At 71.9% G+C, this 16,722-nt stretch carries 16 protein-coding genes and 1 riboswitch; of the genes, 8 read left to right on the top strand and 8 right to left on the bottom strand.

Annotated elements, in window-relative coordinates:
- Window positions 1–20 precede the first annotated feature (20 nt).
- From ACFWV2_RS11840 to ACFWV2_RS11860, 5 genes are all read left to right on the top strand, one after another.
- Window positions 21–284, top strand: a complete 264-nt coding sequence (locus ACFWV2_RS11840) for a DUF3311 domain-containing protein (RefSeq protein ID WP_384404861.1) — start codon at window positions 21–23, stop codon at window positions 282–284.
- On the top strand, window positions 281–1,906 hold the full coding sequence (gene mctP / locus ACFWV2_RS11845) for a monocarboxylate uptake permease MctP (RefSeq protein WP_384404862.1): 1,626 nt from the start codon (window positions 281–283) through the stop codon (window positions 1,904–1,906). The genes ACFWV2_RS11840 and mctP overlap by 4 nt, the downstream gene beginning before the upstream one ends.
- Before the next feature lie 100 nt (window positions 1,907–2,006).
- A complete protein-coding gene (locus ACFWV2_RS11850) occupies window positions 2,007–2,507 on the top strand; it encodes a GNAT family N-acetyltransferase (RefSeq protein WP_384404863.1) in 501 nt (166 codons plus the stop codon).
- A gap of 48 nt (window positions 2,508–2,555) precedes the next feature.
- A riboswitch (cobalamin riboswitch) is annotated at window positions 2,556–2,695 on the top strand.
- A 132-nt stretch (window positions 2,696–2,827) separates the two neighbouring features.
- Complete coding sequence (locus ACFWV2_RS11855; protein WP_384404864.1) at window positions 2,828–5,206, top strand: ribonucleoside-diphosphate reductase subunit alpha; 2,379 nt, start codon at window positions 2,828–2,830, stop codon at window positions 5,204–5,206.
- Window positions 5,206–6,222, top strand: a complete 1,017-nt coding sequence (locus ACFWV2_RS11860) for a ribonucleotide-diphosphate reductase subunit beta (RefSeq protein ID WP_384404865.1) — start codon at window positions 5,206–5,208, stop codon at window positions 6,220–6,222. Before ACFWV2_RS11855 ends, ACFWV2_RS11860 begins: the two co-directional genes overlap by 1 nt.
- Before the next feature lie 66 nt (window positions 6,223–6,288).
- Here ACFWV2_RS11860 and def read toward each other — a convergent pair whose 3' ends face one another.
- The 8 genes from def to ACFWV2_RS11900 all read right to left on the bottom strand — a co-directional run bounded on the left by def (window position 6,289) and on the right by ACFWV2_RS11900 (window position 13,544).
- Entirely contained in the window at window positions 6,289–6,918 is a 630-nt protein-coding gene (def, locus tag ACFWV2_RS11865; protein WP_384404866.1) for a peptide deformylase, read from the bottom strand.
- A 61-nt stretch (window positions 6,919–6,979) separates the two neighbouring features.
- On the bottom strand, window positions 6,980–7,960 hold the full coding sequence (locus tag ACFWV2_RS11870) for a hypothetical protein (protein ID WP_360786031.1): 981 nt from the start codon (window positions 7,958–7,960) through the stop codon (window positions 6,980–6,982).
- A 79-nt stretch (window positions 7,961–8,039) separates the two neighbouring features.
- Window positions 8,040–9,299 carry an HD-GYP domain-containing protein gene (locus ACFWV2_RS11875; RefSeq protein ID WP_384404867.1) on the bottom strand — a complete coding sequence of 420 codons (1,260 nt, stop codon included), beginning with the start codon at window positions 9,297–9,299 and terminating at the stop codon, window positions 8,040–8,042.
- Window positions 9,296–10,678: an HD-GYP domain-containing protein gene (locus ACFWV2_RS11880; RefSeq protein ID WP_384404868.1), complete on the bottom strand. Its 1,383-nt coding sequence runs from the start codon at window positions 10,676–10,678 to the stop codon at window positions 9,296–9,298. Before ACFWV2_RS11880 ends, ACFWV2_RS11875 begins: the two co-directional genes overlap by 4 nt.
- Before the next feature lie 147 nt (window positions 10,679–10,825).
- A complete protein-coding gene (gene rsrA, locus ACFWV2_RS11885; RefSeq protein WP_360786026.1) occupies window positions 10,826–11,143 on the bottom strand; it encodes a mycothiol system anti-sigma-R factor in 318 nt (105 codons plus the stop codon).
- The gene (locus ACFWV2_RS11890) at window positions 11,140–11,796 is read right to left on the bottom strand and encodes a sigma-70 family RNA polymerase sigma factor (RefSeq protein WP_030207302.1); all 657 of its coding nucleotides are present in this window, start codon (window positions 11,794–11,796) and stop codon (window positions 11,140–11,142) included. Before ACFWV2_RS11890 ends, rsrA begins: the two co-directional genes overlap by 4 nt.
- A gap of 237 nt (window positions 11,797–12,033) precedes the next feature.
- Window positions 12,034–12,681 carry an alpha/beta family hydrolase gene (locus ACFWV2_RS11895; RefSeq protein ID WP_384404898.1) on the bottom strand — a complete coding sequence of 216 codons (648 nt, stop codon included), beginning with the start codon at window positions 12,679–12,681 and terminating at the stop codon, window positions 12,034–12,036.
- A 47-nt stretch (window positions 12,682–12,728) separates the two neighbouring features.
- On the bottom strand, window positions 12,729–13,544 hold the full coding sequence (locus tag ACFWV2_RS11900) for an SOS response-associated peptidase (RefSeq protein ID WP_384404869.1): 816 nt from the start codon (window positions 13,542–13,544) through the stop codon (window positions 12,729–12,731).
- 48 nt (window positions 13,545–13,592) lie between these two features.
- Between ACFWV2_RS11900 and ACFWV2_RS11905 the strand changes: the two genes are divergently transcribed.
- Genes ACFWV2_RS11905 through rsgA form a run of 3 tightly spaced genes read left to right on the top strand, consistent with a single transcriptional unit; the run spans window position 13,593 to window position 16,646 of the window.
- A complete protein-coding gene (locus tag ACFWV2_RS11905) occupies window positions 13,593–14,276 on the top strand; it encodes a M50 family metallopeptidase (RefSeq protein WP_360786021.1) in 684 nt (227 codons plus the stop codon).
- A 21-nt stretch (window positions 14,277–14,297) separates the two neighbouring features.
- Window positions 14,298–15,629 carry a 3-phosphoshikimate 1-carboxyvinyltransferase gene (gene aroA, locus ACFWV2_RS11910; protein ID WP_384404870.1) on the top strand — a complete coding sequence of 444 codons (1,332 nt, stop codon included), beginning with the start codon at window positions 14,298–14,300 and terminating at the stop codon, window positions 15,627–15,629.
- A gap of 3 nt (window positions 15,630–15,632) precedes the next feature.
- On the top strand, window positions 15,633–16,646 hold the full coding sequence (rsgA, locus tag ACFWV2_RS11915; RefSeq protein WP_384404871.1) for a ribosome small subunit-dependent GTPase A: 1,014 nt from the start codon (window positions 15,633–15,635) through the stop codon (window positions 16,644–16,646).
- The last annotated feature ends 76 nt before the right edge of the window (window positions 16,647–16,722 follow it).

Consider the following 16,722-nt stretch of genomic DNA (forward strand, 5'->3'; position numbering starts at 1 on the left):
GCGAGGGGACGGGAATCGCCATGTCAGACGCGCCAGATACGACACAAGGGAAACAACCCACCATCACACCCATGCGGGTGGTGATCGGACTCTGTCTGTTCGCCCCGTTCGTGGCGATGCTCTGGGTGAGCTCCTACGCGAAGACCGAACCGCTCCTCGCCGGCATCCCGTTCTTCTACTGGTACCAGATGCTCTGGGTGCTGGTCTCCACCGTGCTCACCATGGTCGCCTACAAGCTGTGGCAGATCGACCAGCGCGGCCGCAAGGGTGGTGACGCGCGATGAAGGACGGCGTGAACGGCGTCGCACTCGCCGTCTTCATCTTCTTCTTCCTGGCCGTCACGGTCATGGGCTTCCTCGCCTCGCGCTGGCGCAGGGCGGAGAACGAGAACAGCCTCGACGAGTGGGGCCTGGGCGGCCGCTCGTTCGGCACCTGGGTGACCTGGTTCCTGCTCGGCGGCGACCTCTACACCGCGTACACCTTCGTCGCCGTCCCGGCGGCCATCTACGCGGCGGGCGCGGCCGGCTTCTTCGCCGTGCCGTACACGATCCTGGTCTACCCGCTGATCTTCACCTTCCTGCCGCGCCTGTGGTCGGTCTCGCACAAGCACGGCTACGTCACCACCTCGGACTTCGTACGCGGCCGCTACGGCTCCAAGGGCCTGTCCCTCGCGGTGGCGGTCACCGGCATCCTCGCCACCATGCCGTACATCGCGCTCCAGCTCGTCGGCATCCAGGCCGTCCTGGACGTGATGGGCGTCGGCGGCGGCGAGACCACCCACTGGTTCATCAAGGACCTGCCGCTGCTCATCGCGTTCGGTGTCCTCGCGGCGTACACGTACTCCTCGGGCCTGCGGGCGCCCGCGCTCATCGCCTTCGTCAAGGACACCCTGATCTACATCGTCATCGCGGTGGCGATCATCTACATCCCGATCAAGCTGGGCGGCTTCGACGAGATCTTCGCCAAGGCCGGCGAGGCGTACGCGCAGACCAACCCGGCGACGGACAAGCCGCGCGGGTCGCTCGTCCCCGGCGAGGCCGGCCAGTGGACGTACGCGACGCTCGCGCTCGGCTCGGCGCTCGCCCTGTTCATGTACCCGCACTCCATCACGGCGACGCTGTCGTCCCGGAGCCGTGAGGTCATCCGCCGCAACACCACCATCCTGCCGCTGTACTCGCTGATGCTGGGCCTGCTCGCGCTGCTCGGCTTCATGGCGATCGCCGCCGGCATCCAGGTGAAGAACGGGCAGCTCGCCATCCCGCAGCTGTTCGAGACGATGTTCCCCGACTGGTTCGCCGGCGTCGCGTTCGCCGCGATCGGCATCGGCGCGCTCGTCCCGGCCGCGATCATGTCGATCGCCGCGGCCAACCTCTTCACGAGGAACATCTACAAGGACTTCATCAAGAAGGACGCGACCCCGGCGCAGGAGACCAAGGTCTCCAAGATCGTCTCGCTCCTGGTGAAGGTCGGCGCCCTCGCCTTCGTCCTCACCATGGACAAGACGGTCGCGATCAACTTCCAGCTGCTCGGCGGCATCTGGATCCTTCAGACCTTCCCGGCCCTCGTCGGCGGCCTCTTCACCCGCTGGTTCCACCGCTGGGCACTGCTCGCCGGCTGGGCCGTCGGCATGCTCTACGGCACGGTCGCCGCGTACGGGGTCGCCAGCCCGACCCAGAAGCACTTCGGCGGCTCCTCCGCCGAGATCCCGGGGATCGGCGAGATCGGCTACATCGGTCTCACCGCCTTCGTCCTCAACCTCCTCGTCACGGTCGTCCTCACCTTCGTCCTCAAGGCCGTCAAGGCCCCCGAGGGCATCGACGAGACCTCCCCCTCGGACTACACGGCCGACGCCGGTGACACCGGCGTGCAGACCGACATGCCGAAACTCGCCGCCGAGACGCGCTGACCCCACACATCGGCCCCCGCACGGCCGCACGCGAAGGGGCCCGGGATCTCCACCAGGAATCCCGGGCCCCTTCGCGTCCCCGGGAAGGCACACTTCCCCCATGGACTTCACCATCAGGGCGGTACGGCCCGAGGAGTACGAGGCGCTCGGAGAGCTCACCGCCGGCACCTACCTGAACGACGGGCTGCTGCAGCACGGGGCGGAGGACTTCTACCTGGAGATCCTGCGGGACACCGCGCGGCGGGCGCGCGAGAGCGAGGTGCTCGTCGCCGAGGACGCCGAGGGGACGCTCCTCGGCGGGGTGACCTTCGCCACCGGCGACACCCGCTGGGCGGACATCGCGGTGACGGGCGAGGCCGAGTTCCGGATGCTCGCCGTCGCCCGTGAGGCCCGCGGCCGGGGCGTCGGAGAGGCCCTCGTACGGGCCTGCGTCGACCGCGCCCGGGCCCTGCCGGGGAGCGAGCGGATCGTGCTCTCCACGGACGTGAGGATGCGCTCCGCGCACCGGATCTACGAGCGCCTGGGCTTCGTCCGCACCCCCCACCGGGACTGGGAACCGACCCCCGGCCTTCTGCTGCTCACCTACGCCCTGGAGTTCTGAAGCCGGGCGGCGACACAACATGTGGGGGGTGCGATCAGCGGAGCCCCCCACATGTATGCTCGTGCTCGCTGTCGACGCAGGGGAATCCGGCGCGAATCCGGAACTGTCCCGCAACGGTGTGCTTCGTACGGATACATCACATTCGTACGAGGTGAGTCCGAGGACCTGCCGGCAGCGCACCCGGTCCGTCCGTTCCGGGTGCCACTGACGTCCGGGCCTCGCGGAGTGGGCCGGTGGAAGCGTCGCGTCCGGCGTTACGGACGCCCGCGTGCCCGCCTTCCCCCGCCGCGGCCCCGAGCCGAGCGAGGGAGAGCCCCCACGTGACCATCGCGCCCGCCGATCCGGCGTCCGCCGAGGCTTCCGCGGTCGAGAGCGACGGCCCCGGGACCGTGCTGCTGCGGACCCTGACCGACCTCACCGCCGATCTCCCCGACACCGACCCCGGCAAGGTCGCCGCCGCCGCGCTCCGCGGCCGCAGCGCCACGTCGGACGAGGCGGAGCTGCGCGAGCTGGCCACCGAGGCGGCCGCGGGCCTGATCGCGGAGGACCCGGCCTACTCCCGGCTCGCCGCCCGGCTCCTCACCGTCACCATCGCCGACGAGGCGGCCGGCCAGGGCGCCTTCTCCTTCTCCGCCTCCGTCGCCGTCGGTCACCGCGAGGGCCTGATCGCCGACCGCACCGCCGAGTTCGTCGCCCAGCACGCGGCCCGCCTGGACGCGACGATCGACCAGGCCGCCGACGACCGCTTCGGCTACTTCGGCCTGCGCACCCTCTACTCGCGCTACCTCCTGCGCCACCCGATCACCCGCCAGGTCGTCGAGACCCCGCAGCACTTCATGCTGCGCGTCGCCTGCGGTCTCGCCGAGGACGACAGCACCCGGGCCCTGGACGAGGTCACCGCGCTGTACGGCCTGATGAGCCGCCTGGACTACCTGCCGTCCTCCCCCACGCTCTTCAACTCCGGCACCCGCCACCCGCAGATGTCCTCCTGCTACCTGCTCGACTCCCCGCTGGACGAGCTGGACTCCATCTACGACCGCTACCACCAGGTGGCGCGCCTCTCGAAGCACGCGGGCGGCATCGGCCTCTCGTACTCCCGCATCCGGGCCCGCGGTTCGCTGATCCGGGGCACCAACGGGCACTCCAACGGCATCGTGCCGTTCCTGAAGACCCTCGACGCCTCCGTCGCCGCCGTGAACCAGGGCGGCCGCCGCAAGGGCGCCGCGGCCGTCTACCTGGAGACCTGGCACGCGGACATCGAGGAGTTCCTGGAACTCCGCGACAACACGGGCGAGGACCAGCGCCGCACGCACAACCTGAACCTGGCGCACTGGATCCCGGACGAGTTCATGCGCCGCGTCAACGCCGACGCCGACTGGTCGCTGTTCTCCCCCGCTGACGTGCCCGAGCTGGTCGACCTGTGGGGCGAGGAGTTCGACGCCGCCTACCGCGCGGCCGAGGCGGCGGGCCTGGCCCGCAAGACGATGCCGGCCCGCGACCTGTACGGCCGGATGATGCGGACCCTGGCCCAGACCGGCAACGGCTGGATGACCTTCAAGGACGCCTCCAACCGTACGGCCAACCAGACCGCCGAGCCCGGCCACACCGTCCACTCCTCGAACCTCTGCACGGAGATCCTGGAGGTCACCGACGACGGCGAGACGGCCGTCTGCAACCTGGGCTCGGTCAACCTCGGCGCGTTCGTGGACAGCACCGCACAGGACATCGACTGGGAGCGCCTCGACGCCACCGTCCGCACGGCCGTCACCTTCCTCGACCGCGTCGTCGACATCAACTTCTACCCGACCGAGCAGGCGGGCCGCTCCAACGCCCGCTGGCGGCCGGTGGGCCTGGGCGCGATGGGCCTCCAGGACGTCTTCTTCCAGCTGAAGCTGCCGTTCGACTCCGCCGAGGCACGCGCGCTCTCCACCCGGATCGCCGAGCGGATCCTGCTCGCCGCGTACGAGGCCTCCACCGACCTCGCCGAGCGCAACGGCCCTGTCCCCGCCTGGGACAAGACCCGCGCCGCCCGCGGAGTCCTGCACCCGGACCACTACGACGTGGAGCTGAACTGGCCGGAGCGCTGGGCCGCGCTGCGCGAGCGGATCGCCGCGGTCGGCATGCGCAACAGCCTGCTCCTGGCGATCGCGCCGACGGCGACCATCGCCTCGATCGCGGGCGTCTACGAGTGCATCGAGCCGCAGGTCTCCAACCTCTTCAAGCGCGAGACGCTCTCCGGCGAGTTCCTCCAGGTCAACTCCTACCTGGTCGACGAGCTGAAGCGGCTCGGCGTGTGGGACGCGCAGACCCGTGAGGCGCTGCGCGACGCCAACGGCTCGGTGGCCGGCTTCACCTGGGTCCCGGCCGAGGTCCGCGAGCTGTACCGCACGGCGTGGGAGATCCCCCAGCGCGGTCTGATCGACATGGCCGCCGCCCGCACCCCGTTCCTCGACCAGTCGCAGTCGCTGAACCTGTTCCTGGAGACACCGACCATCGGCAAGCTGTCGTCGATGTACGCGTACGCCTGGAAGCAGGGCCTGAAGACGACGTACTACCTGCGCTCCCGCCCGGCGACCCGGATCGCCCGCGCCGCGCAGGCGTCGACCGTGGCCGCCGCCCCGATCCCCGTCCAGGCGACCCCGGAAGACGCCGTCGCCTGCTCCCTCGAAAACCCCGAGTCCTGCGAGGCCTGCCAGTGATGAGCTCCACCGACCGGAAGAACCTCCTCGACCCGGGCTTCGAGCTGACCCTCCGTCCGATGCGCTACCCGGACTTCTACGAGCGCTACCGCGACGCGATCAAGAACACCTGGACCGTGGAGGAGGTCGACCTCCACTCGGACGTCGCCGACCTCGCCAGGCTCACCCCCGGTGAGCAGCACATGATCGGCCGCCTGGTCGCGTTCTTCGCGACCGGCGACTCGATCGTGTCGAACAACCTGGTCCTGACGCTGTACAAGCACATCAACTCCCCGGAGGCGCGCCTGTACCTGTCGCGCCAGCTGTTCGAGGAGGCCGTCCACGTCCAGTTCTACCTGACGCTGCTGGACACCTACCTGCCCGACCCGGACGACCGCGCCGCCGCGTTCGACGCCGTCGAGGAGATCCCCTCCATCCGCGAGAAGGCGCAGTTCTGCTTCCGCTGGATGGACTCGGTGGAGAAGATCGACCGCCTGGAGACCCAGGCCGACCGGCGCCGCTTCCTGCTGAACCTGATCTGCTTCGCCGCCTGCATCGAGGGCCTGTTCTTCTACGGCGCCTTCGCGTACGTGTACTGGTTCCGCTCCCGCGGCCTGCTGCACGGCCTGGCGACGGGCACCAACTGGGTGTTCCGGGACGAGACGATGCACATGAACTTCGCCTTCGAGGTCGTGGACACCGTCCGCAAGGAGGAGCCGGAGTTGTTCGACGCGGACCTTCAGCAGCAGGTCACGGACATGCTGAGGGAGGCCGTCGAGGCGGAGCTGCAGTTCGGCCGCGACCTGTGCGGCGACGGCCTGCCGGGCATGAACACCGAGTCGATGCGCGAGTACCTCCAGTGCGTCGCCGACCAGCGCCTTCAGCGTCTCGGCTTCGCCCCGGTGTACGGCTCGGAGAACCCGTTCGCGTTCATGGAGCTCCAGGGCGTCCAGGAGCTGACCAACTTCTTCGAGCGCCGCCCGTCCGCCTACCAGGTGGCGGTCGAGGGCTCGGTGGACCTGGACGAGGACTTCTAGGACCCGCTCGTACGAGAAGGGCCCCGCGCTCCGAGGAGTGCGGGGCCTTTCGCGTCGGTGCGGAGATCAGGCGTTCGGCACCGTCTCGTAGCGCGGGGTGCCCTCTTCCATCTGGCGCAGGGCGTCCTTGCGGTCGCGCTTGGAGAGGCGGTCGATGTACAGGTAACCGTACAGGTGGTCCGTCTCGTGCTGGAGGCAGCGGGCGAAGTAGCCGGTGCCGCGCACCTTGATCGGGTTGCCCTGGGCGTCCTGACCGTGGACCTCCGCGTAGTCGGGGCGGGCCAGCTCGGCGTAGGCGGTCGGCACGGACAGGCAGCCCTCGTTGGACTCGTCCAGGGCGCGCTGCTCGGCCGGGAGTTCCTGGAGGACGGGGTTGACGACGACACCGGTGTGGCGGACGCCCTCGTCGTCGGGGCAGTCGTAGACGAAGACCTTGAGGTCCACACCGATCTGGTTCGCCGCGAGGCCCACGCCCTCGGCGGCCTTCTGGCTGGCGAACATGTCGTCGATGAGGGACGCGAGCGAGTCGTCGAACTCGGTGACGTCCTTGCACTCCTTGTGGAGCACCGGGTTGCCGACGACGGTGATGGGGCGCGCCGTGCCGCGCTCGCGGTACGCGAGCTCGCGCGCCTCGCAGTCCTCCGTGTCCACGACGAACCCGTCGTTGGTCTGCTCGTCAGTTTCCTGCTGCGTCATGTCCGGCGCGTGCCTTCCTCGGAACCCCAGTGAACGATCCCGTACAGCCTACGGGCAGTGGTCAGCAGACCTCTTCGAGATCCCGCCACTCGCGGCTGTCCGGGCTGTCCGCCACCCAGCCGTCGAGGAGCCCGCGCACGAGTCCCGGCGGGGCCGCTATGCCGCACTCCCGCTCCGGGACCCAGAGTTCGCCGGGAGAGCGGTGGCCGAGCGGTCCGGGGTGTCCCGGCTCGCTGTGGTCGTGGGGGTCGGAGTGCTCTCCTTCGCCCTCGGCGCTCGGCATCGTCGACTCGGAGCAGGCCCGGCAGAGCAGCCGTACGGAGGACGACCAGTCCTCGGCGGCGAATCCGGCCTCGGCGGCGAGCTGTTCCAGCGCGTCCCGGTCGGCCTCGGTGGCCGCCTCGAGGAGGACCACCCAGGTGGGGACGGGTGAGGGTGCCCACAGCTCGATCTCGTCGAAGACCGGGTAGGAGGGTCCCGCGGTGGTGGTCCGCTCGCCGTTCGGCACGCCGTCGTGGAGGACGACCTCGCCCCAGCGGCGGCCGGAGGACGGCAGCGGGATGGAGAGGACCTCGATCCGGGCCGGGTCGAGCCGGCGGCCCCAGACGACCTCGGCCTCGCCCTCGGGCGAGAGGCGGACGGCGGCGCTGCCCAGCTCCATCCCGACGGGCTCGCCGGTGCCGGACGCGGCGCCGGGCACCTTGAGGCCGTACGCCTGCCAGGCGCGGCGGGCCAGGGGCCAGTCCTGGAGCGCGGTGGCCGCGATGCCGACGTTCCACCAGTCGGGGGCGCCGCTCTCCTTGTCGAGCAGCGCGACCGCGCGGAGCCCGGCGGCCCGCGCCTGCTCCCAGTCGTGCCGGAACTTGTGCAGCAGCGCCAGGTTGAACCAGGACTCCGAGAGCCAGGGCTCCAGATCCGCCGCGCGTGTGAGGAGCGCGCCCGCGTCCTCGTACCGTCCGTCGCCGATCAGCGTGAACGCGCGGTCGGTGGCCTGCCGCCATGAGGCGGAGGGCCGATGCCGTACCTTCCCGAAGATCTTCACGATTCCCGCCTGCCGGTCGCTTCACCCTCTTGTTCGCATCCAACCATGCCCGGTCGGACGCGCGCTCATTACCCATGGGTTACCCCGTGACCGCGGAGGTCACCCCCGCGGGTCCGCCCCGTGCCAGGACTCTGGCCAGGGATTCGACGACATCCGGGTGATAGTCGCGGGCGGTGCCGAGCCGGAGCCGCTCCAGGGCGTCGAGGGCGGCGCCCGCGCTCTCACCGCCCGCGAGGTCGTCGTAGGCGTTCACGGCCCGGACGATGCGGGCGGGCAGCGGCTGCTCGCGGTACGGGTCGGCCTGCCGCTCCACGATCACGGCGACGGCCGTGGGGACGCCGGTCCTGCGGACGACCTCGCCGCCCAGGTGGGCGATCCTGCGCTGCTCCTCGGCGGGCAGGAGTGCGGTGGCGCCGCCGTCGACCGGGTCGACGAGGGAGAGCTGGCCGATGTCGTGCATGAGCGCCGCCTGCTCCAGGACGGTCAGCTCGGCTCCGGAGAGGCCCAGCTCGCGGCCGACGGCGGTGCTGAGGGCGGCGACGCGGCGGGCGTGGCCGGGCGGGGTGCAGCCGGCGATCTCGGTGGCGCGGGCGAGGGACGCGATGGTCTGCCGGTTGACGGTGCGCACGGCCGCGTACCGCCGGAAGGAGACCTGGGCGAGGAGCAGGGGCACGGCGAGCACGGGCAGCGCCCACAGTCCGGCGGCGGCGACGCCGAGCGCCATGACGGCGCCGGTGGCGCAGACGGCGGAGCCGATGCCGAGGAGGGCCCGCAGTTCGTCGCGGAGGAGGGGGCCGTACGGGAATCCGGTGCGGGCGCGGAGGAGGAGCGCGGCGAGCACCGCGTCGCAGAGGGCGGTCAGGACGAGCAGGAGCAGCAGGAAGAGTGCGTACGAGGGGCCGTGGCCGAGGTGCCCGACGACGGCCCCGGAGTTGTAGAGGGGCTGGAAGCAGAGGGCGGCGAAGGTGACGGTGAGGACGCGGCGGGCGAGGTGGTCGGGGCGGGCGTCCTTGCCCCGGGCGAGGTGGGGGACGATCCCGGCCAGGCCCGCGGCGACGACGACGGCGACGATCTGGAGGACGCCGTGGGTGGTGGCGGTGCCGCCGCTCGCTCCGAGGAGGGCGTAGGCGAGGGCTCCGGCGGCGGCGAGGGGTGCCGGTTCCCGTTCGTCGGGGGCGGCGCCCCGGCGGGCGAGTTCGCCGAGGGCGACGAGGGTGCCGAAGGCGAGGGCGTTGCCGGGTTCGACGACCCCGTACCAGAGGGTGGAGGCGAAGCCGGCGAGGCTCAGCAGCAGGGCGGCGCCGTGGACGGCGCCGACGGTGACGGCCCCGGGCCTCATGTCCGCTCCGCCGGCCGGGTGGGGCGGGGGGCGCCGGATTCGCGTGGCGGGGGCAGCCGGTCGGGCCCTGGGGGTGTCTCGTCGGCGGTGACGGCGGGCTGCCAGCCGTGGCGGTCCAGGGCCTGGACGAGCGCGGCGACCATCCGGGGGTCGAAGTGGCTGCCCGCGCACCGCTCCAGTTCGGCGACGGCGGTGGGGACGGGGCGGGCGCGGCTGTAGGAGCGGGTGGAGGTCATGGCGTCGAAGGCGTCGGCGACGGCGACCACGCGGGCGAACTCGGGGATGTCCTCGCCGCGCAGCCCGTACGGGTATCCGGTGCCGTCCATGCGTTCGTGGTGGTGGAGGATCGCGCCGCGCGCCTCGCCGAGGAAGCCGATGCCCCGGACCATCTCGTGTCCGTACTCCGGGTGCAGTTCGATGATCCGGCGTTCTTCCGGGGTGAGGGGACCGTCCTTGCGGAGGACGCGGGTGGGGACGCCCAGTTTGCCGACGTCGTGGAGGATGCCGGCGAACCGGACGACGTCGAGCCGGTCCTCGGCCATGCCGAGTTCGCGGGCGATCAGGACGGAGGCGTGGCCGACGCGTTCGCTGTGGCCGCGGGTGTAGCGGTCCTTGATGTCGACGGCCTGGACGAGGGCGCGGATGGTGGCCTGGTGGGCGGCCCGTTCGCGGTGGTACTGGGCGAAGACCCAGCAGGAGATGTACATGGGGAGGAGCACGAAGAGCGCGGAGACGGGCCCGTAGGTGCTGCGCCAGAGGACGGCCATCATCAGTCCGGCGAGGCCGTGCACGGTGTGCGGGGCGAGTGCCCGGCCGAGGAGTCCGCGCCAGGCGGCTCGCGGGGGCACTCCGTCGGCGGTGGCGCGGATGCCGCCGTCGAGGGCGGTGAGGACGAGGCAGAAGGTGAGCGCGGCGGCGGTCGCGGGGAGCAGCGCGTACGGGAAGTCGGGGGCGTCGGGGCCGTGTCCGAGGGCGTGGGCGCCGCCGAGGGCGCCGGCGGTCTGTGCGGCGGCCCAGACGGCGAGGGCCGTGGCGGCGGCGCGCCAGGCGCGGCGGGGTGCGGCGGGGGGTGTGTCGACGCGGGTGAGGAGGCTGCCGGGGAGGGCGGCGAGCGCGGCGGCGGCGGGCGGCAGGAGCAGGGCGGCGGCGAGGAGCACGGGGAAGAAGGAGCCGGTGCCCATGGGGACGGGGCTTCCCAGCGCGCGGCCGAGGAGGGGGCAGCGGCCGGGCAGCTCGCAGAGCGCGTAGAGGGCGGCGAGGAGGGCGAGCGTGCCCCAGGGGGTGGACGCGTCGGGGTGGAGCGCGGGCAGGGCGCAGGCCCCGGCGGCGAGGAGGGCGCAGCCGATGTACACGCGGGCCGCCCGTGGAATGACCTTCACGCCCATCATCCCTGTCACGCTAGCGAGCGGGGCGGCCGGCGGCGGCGGTGCGGCGGGGATTCGCACCTTCGGGTGATACAAGCTGACTTACGGCGAAGGCCGCCGCGTTCGTGCCGCGACGGCCTTCGTTCCCTCTGCCGGAGGGGTCTACTCCTGCGGCGCCGGCGTGGTCGGGAGGGTCGCCGTGATCTCGTGCTCGGGCACCGGGTGCCCGGAGCGGATCAGGTCGATCCGGCCCATGACCTTGGCCCGCAGGTCGGTGGGGACGTCGTCACTGCCGCAGCAGCGCTTGACGAGCTTCTTCACCGCCTGCTCGAGACCGTACTTCTCCAGGCACGGGGAGCACTCCTCGAAGTGCACCTCGAACTTGGTGCAGTCGCTGTCGGGCATCTCTTTGTCGAGGAACTCGTAGAGATGATCCAGGACCTCTGAGCAATCCGTCTCGTGCGGCTCTCCGCAGCTCATGAGCCCGAGCCTTTCAGATCGTTCGACGACTCTCCGGCGCCCGCGGGAACCAGCCCGCGGTCGCGGGCGTAGTCCTCGAGCATGCCGCGCAGCTGGCGGCGGCCCCGGTGCAGTCGGGACATCACCGTACCGATGGGTGTCCCCATGATGTCCGCGATCTCCTTGTACGCAAAGCCCTCGACATCCGCGAGATAGACGGCGATGCGGAACTCCTCGGGAATCGCCTGGAGCGCTTCCTTTACGTCGGAGTCCGGGAGGTGGTCGAGGGCCTGCGACTCGGCGGAGCGCAGCCCGGTCGACATGTGCGACTCGGCGCGGGCGAGCTGCCAGTCCTCGATCTCCTCGGCGGCGCTGCGCTGGGGCTCGCGCTGCTTCTTGCGGTACGAGTTGATGAAGGTGTTCGTGAGGATGCGGTACAGCCACGCCTTGAGGTTCGTGCCCTCGCGGAACTGGTGGAAGGATCCGTACGCCTTGGCGTAGGTCTCCTGCACGAGGTCCTCCGCGTCCGCGGGGTTGCGCGTCATGCGCAGCGCGGCCGAGTACATCTGGTCGAGGTAGCCGAGGGCGTCCCGCTCGAAGCGCGCGTTGCGCTCCTCGGTCGTCTCCTCGGGGCCGTCGTCGGTCCCTGTGTCGGTCCCAGTGACCGGACCCACCTCCTCCAGCGCGGCGGCGAGCCCGAGGGCGGACCCGCTCGTTTCGGAGGATAGACGAGGAACCGCTCCGCCCGCCGCCCGAATCAGGGCGCCCTTGGGGGCGGGCAGCACTGTCCAGTCGAGGTCAGCGGCCTGCGCACGCTCCGGGCAGATGGTCGAACCCATACGACGGACACCTCTTCCTTTGCTCTCACACCGACGCTCTCGACAACAGCGGTACCCCCCTCCACATTCCCGCTACGGGCGGGGTGTTCGGCGCAGGGCGGTGATCCACGCGGCGACGCCGTCCACGAGCAGGTCCATCGCCGCGTCCTGCCCGAGGGGCGCGCGCTTGGGGACGGCGAAGCCGTGGTCGCCGTACGGGATCGCGACGAGTTCGTACGGGCCGTCCGGGTACTCCTCGGGCCGTCCGAAGGGGTCGTTGCCGCCCTGGACGACGAGCGTCGGCAGACCGGTGCCGAGGAGCTCGTCGGCGCGGGACTTCTCCGGCCTGCCCGGCGGGTGCAGCGGGAAGCTCAGGGCGAGGACGGCGAGCGCGCCGAGCTCCCGGCCGGTCCGGCAGGCGACGCGGGCCCCGGCGCTGCGGCCGCCGGCGATCACCGGGAGGCCGGGGCGGGCGAGGGCGGGCCAGAGGCCGCGCCATCCGGTGTCGAGGGTCCTGGGCGCGGGTGCCAGCTTCTTGCCGGCGACCCGCCAGGGCTGCTCGACGAGGGCGACGGTCACGCCCCGCGCGGGGAGGGCGGCGGCCAGGGCCCTCAGGTCGCGGGCCTCGATACCGCCGCCGGCGCCGTGGCCGAGGGCGAGGACGGCCCACGGCCGCGTCCCCTCGTACCAGGTGACGCGGGCCTCACCGGCGTCGGTGGAAACGGTCTCGTTCTCTGTCACGTCGGTCACGGGCCCATCCTGCCGTCCGGCCCGGCCGGGAACGGGGCTCAGAACAGCGTGGCGATCTCCGGGCCCTCCAGCTCGTCGAGCAGCTCGGGTCCGTTGTTGCGGACGTTACTGACGGCGGTGGCGACGGGGTAGGCCCGCATCAGGCCGCCGGGGGGCGGGGCGAGCAGTCCGCGCAGTTCCTCGGGGTCGGTGCGCGCCGGGTCGAGCCAGGCGTCCCAGCGGTCCCGCGTGAGCATCAGGGGCATCCGGGGGTGGATGTCGGCGAGCGACTGCGGGCCTTCGGCGGGGGCGACGCCCAGCGGGCCGGTCTCGGCCTCTGTGGTGATCACCGAGCAGGTCACCCACCACGCGGAGGGGTGGGCGTCGGGGAGGGTCCGGTCGCGCCAGAACTCGTAGAGGCCGGCCATGGCGAAAACCGTGCCGTCGGCCGGGGTCACGAAGTAGGGCTGCTTCCTGGGCCGCTTCTTCTTGCCCTCGACCTCCAGGTCGCGCTCCCCCGCGCCGGTGACCCACTCGTAGTAGCCGTCGGCGGGCAGGATGCAGCGGCGGGCGGCGAAGGCCCGCTTGAAGGAGGGCTTCTCGTCCAGGGTCTCCGCGCGCGCGTTGATCATCCGGGCGGCGCCCTCCGGGGACTTCGCCCAGGACGGGACGAGGCCCCACTTCAGTGCCCGCAGCTGGCGAACCGGATCCCGCGATTCTGCGTCTTTCAGAGGACGCTCCAGAACGGCCCAGACCTCTTTGGTGGGGGCCACGTTCCAGTCGGGGGCCAGGGTCTCATCAGGCTCCCACTTCTCGATCCCGAAGGCGTCGACGAGGTCCTCGGGCCGCCGACTCGCTGCATACCGTCCGCACATACGTGCCAGACTGCCACGACCCCGACCCCCGGAGGAGCGGCCCGAGACATGGACCTCTTCGACCCCCAGGCCGCCCCGGCCGAGTGGCTGGTGATCGCCACCGGCGTCGCCGCCCTCGCCGTCACCGTGCCCCGCCGCCTCTGGCTGCTCGCCCGCAACGCGATCACCATCGCCCACGAGGGCGGCCACGGGCTCCTCGCCCTCGCCACCGGGCGGCGCCTCGAAGCGATCCGGCTGCACTCGGACACCAGCGGACTGACCGTGAGCCGGGGCCGCCCGACCGGTGTCGGCGTGGTCCTCACCCTGGCCGCCGGCTATCCCGCGGCCCCGCTGCTCGGCCTCGGCGGTGCCGCCCTGCTCGGCACCCACCGGGTCACCCTGCTGCTGTGGATCGCGACGGCGCTGCTCCTGGCGATGCTGGTGATGGTCCGCAACGCGTACGGGATCCTCACCGTCCTCCTGACGGGTGCGACCTTCCTCCTCGTCTCCTGGCTGACCGGCCCCGACGTCCAGTCGGCCTTCGCCTACGCGGTGGTCTGGTTCCTGCTCCTCGGCGGCGTCCGTCCGGCCTTCGAGCTCCAGGCGAAACGGCGCCAGGGCGGCACGGGGGACTCGGACGCGGACCAGCTGGCGCGACTCACCCATGTGCCCGCCGGGGTGTGGCTGGTCTTCTTCCACGCCGTCTCGATCTGCGCCCTGATCGGCGGCGGGCGCTGGCTCCTGGGCTACTGACTCCCCCGTACAGTGAGTTCCATGACCGCAGCTGCTTCCGCGCACACCGACCCGTCCACCGACCTCTGGCCCGCTCCGTACGCGCGTGGCGCCGTCGACGCGACCGTCACCGTGCCCGGCTCGAAGTCGGTCACCAACCGGGCCCTGGTCCTCGCCGCCCTGGCCTCCGAGCCCGGCTGGCTGCGGCGCCCCTTGCGCTCACGGGACACCCTCCTGATGGCGGAGGCCCTTCGTACCCTCGGCGCCCGGATCGAGGAGGGCGTGGGACCCGACGGGTCCGGTGAGGTCTGGCGGATCATCCCGGCGCCGCTGCGCGGTCCCGCCGCCGTCGACGTCGGCAACGCCGGTACGGTCATGCGGTTCCTGCCGCCGGTCGCGGCGCTCGCCGACGGCCCGGTGCGCTTCGACGGCGACCCCCGCTCCCACGAGCGCCCGCTGCACGGCGTGATCGACGCGCTGCGCGCGCTGGGTGCCCACATCGACGACGACGGCCGGGGCGCGCTGCCGCTGACCGTGCACGGCGGGGGTGGCCTCGAGGGCGGCACGGTCGAGATCGACGCCTCCTCGTCGTCCCAGTTCGTGAGCGCCCTGCTGCTGTCCGGGGCCCGTTTCAACCAGGGCGTCGAGGTACGGCACGTGGGCACGCGGCTTCCCTCGCTGCCGCACATCCGCATGACGGTCGACATGCTCCGCGCGGTCGGCGCCCAGGTCGACGAGCCGGAGCACGGCGGCGAGCCGGACGTGTGGCGGGTGTCGCCGTCCGCGCTGCGCGGCCGCGACCTCGTCGTCGAGCCCGACCTGTCGAACGCGCAGCCGTTCCTGGCCGCCGCGCTGGTGACCGGCGGCCGGGTGACGGTCCCGGACTGGCCGGCGCGGACCACCCAGCCCGGTGACGCGCTGCGGGAGATCTTCACCGATATGGGTGGTTCCTGCGAGCTGACCGAGGCGGGCCTGACGTTCACCGGTACGGGCCGGATCCACGGCATCGACGTGGACCTCGGCGAGGTCGGCGAGCTGACCCCGGGAATCGCGGCGGTCGCGGCCCTCGCCGACTCCCCGTCGACCCTGCGCGGGGTCGCCCATCTGCGGCTGCACGAGACGGACCGGCTCGCGGCGCTCACCAAGGAGATCAACGAGCTGGGCGGCGATGTGACCGAGACCGAGGACGGTCTCCACATCCGCCCGCGTCCGCTGCACGGCGGTGTCTTCCACACGTACCACGACCACCGCATGGCGACGGCGGGCGCGATCATCGGACTCGCGGTCGAGGGCGTGGAGATCGAGGACGTGGCGACGACGGCGAAGACCTTGCCGGACTTCCCGCGGATGTGGACCGAAATGCTCGGGGCCTGAACCATGCGGCGCTACAACAAGAACACCGACGAGGACGACATCCGCCAGCGGCCCAACCGCAAGGGCACCCGTCCCCGTACCACGATCAGGCCCAAGCACGAGGACGCCGTCGAGGGCATGGTCCTCACCGTCGACCGGGGCCGGCTCACGTGTCTGGTCGGCGACCGGTTCGTGACGGCGATGAAGGCGCGCGAGCTGGGCCGCAAGGCCGCCGTCGTCGGTGACCGGGTCGAGATCGTCGGGGACCTGTCCGGCGAGAAGGACACGCTGGCCCGGATCGTGCGGATCGGCCCGCGCAGCTCGGTGCTGCGCCGGACGGCCGACGACGACGACCCGTACGAGCGGGTGGTCGTGGCCAACGCCGATCAGCTGGCGATCGTCACCGCGCTGGCCGACCCGGAGCCGCGCCCCCGGCTGATCGACCGCTGTCTGGTCGCCGCGTACGACGGCGGCCTGACCCCGCTGCTCGTCCTGACCAAGTCGGACCTGGCGTCGCCGGACACGCTCCTCGACATGTACGGCGCGCTGGGTGTGCCGTACGTGGTGACCACGCGCGACGAGTTCGTGGACGGCGTCGCGGCCGACCGGGTCCACGAGCACCTCAAGGGGCGGACCACCGCCTTCGTGGGGCACTCCGGCGTCGGCAAGACGACCCTGGTCAACGCCCTGGTGCCGGCGGACCGGCGGCGGGTCACGGGTGTGGTCAACGCGGTCACGGGCCGCGGCCGGCACACCACCACCTCGGCGCTCGCGCTGCCGCTGGACGACAAGGAGGGCGGCTGGGTCATCGACACCCCGGGCGTGCGCTCCTTCGGCCTGCACCACGTCGATCCGTCCCGGGTGATCCTCGCCTTCCCCGACCTCGTACCGGGTACGGAGAACTGCCCGCGCGCGTGCAGCCACGACGAGCCGGACTGCGCGCTCGACGCGTGGGCGGCCGACGGGCACGCCGATCCGGCGCGCCTGGAGTCGCTGCGGCGGCTGCTCTCGACCCGGGAGCGACGCGAGGGCGACTGAGCCGTCCGCGTTCACGGCCCATGGTGACCGGCGAGTGCATAATCGCACCGAGTGCGACGAAGCAGTCACCGACGGC

Origin of the sequence: Streptomyces sp. NPDC058671, assembly GCF_042716475.1 — a bacterium.
Classification (GTDB): domain Bacteria; phylum Actinomycetota; class Actinomycetes; order Streptomycetales; family Streptomycetaceae; genus Streptomyces.

Excerpts from the sequence above, each read along its gene's own strand:
- ACFWV2_RS11840 (WP_384404861.1), top strand. The coding sequence starts at position 21 with ATGTCAGACGCGCCAGATACGACACAAGGGAAACAACCCACCATCACA.
- mctP (WP_384404862.1), top strand. The coding sequence starts at position 281 with ATGAAGGACGGCGTGAACGGCGTCGCACTCGCCGTCTTCATCTTCTTC.
- ACFWV2_RS11850 (WP_384404863.1), top strand. The coding sequence starts at position 2,007 with ATGGACTTCACCATCAGGGCGGTACGGCCCGAGGAGTACGAGGCGCTC.
- ACFWV2_RS11860 (WP_384404865.1), top strand. The coding sequence starts at position 5,206 with ATGAGCTCCACCGACCGGAAGAACCTCCTCGACCCGGGCTTCGAGCTG.
- def (WP_384404866.1), bottom strand. The coding sequence starts at position 6,918 with ATGACGCAGCAGGAAACTGACGAGCAGACCAACGACGGGTTCGTCGTG.
- ACFWV2_RS11875 (WP_384404867.1), bottom strand. The coding sequence starts at position 9,299 with ATGAGGCCCGGGGCCGTCACCGTCGGCGCCGTCCACGGCGCCGCCCTG.
- rsrA (WP_360786026.1), bottom strand. The coding sequence starts at position 11,143 with ATGAGCTGCGGAGAGCCGCACGAGACGGATTGCTCAGAGGTCCTGGAT.
- ACFWV2_RS11900 (WP_384404869.1), bottom strand. The coding sequence starts at position 13,544 with ATGTGCGGACGGTATGCAGCGAGTCGGCGGCCCGAGGACCTCGTCGAC.
- ACFWV2_RS11905 (WP_360786021.1), top strand. The coding sequence starts at position 13,593 with ATGGACCTCTTCGACCCCCAGGCCGCCCCGGCCGAGTGGCTGGTGATC.
- aroA (WP_384404870.1), top strand. The coding sequence starts at position 14,298 with ATGACCGCAGCTGCTTCCGCGCACACCGACCCGTCCACCGACCTCTGG.
- rsgA (WP_384404871.1), top strand. The coding sequence starts at position 15,633 with ATGCGGCGCTACAACAAGAACACCGACGAGGACGACATCCGCCAGCGG.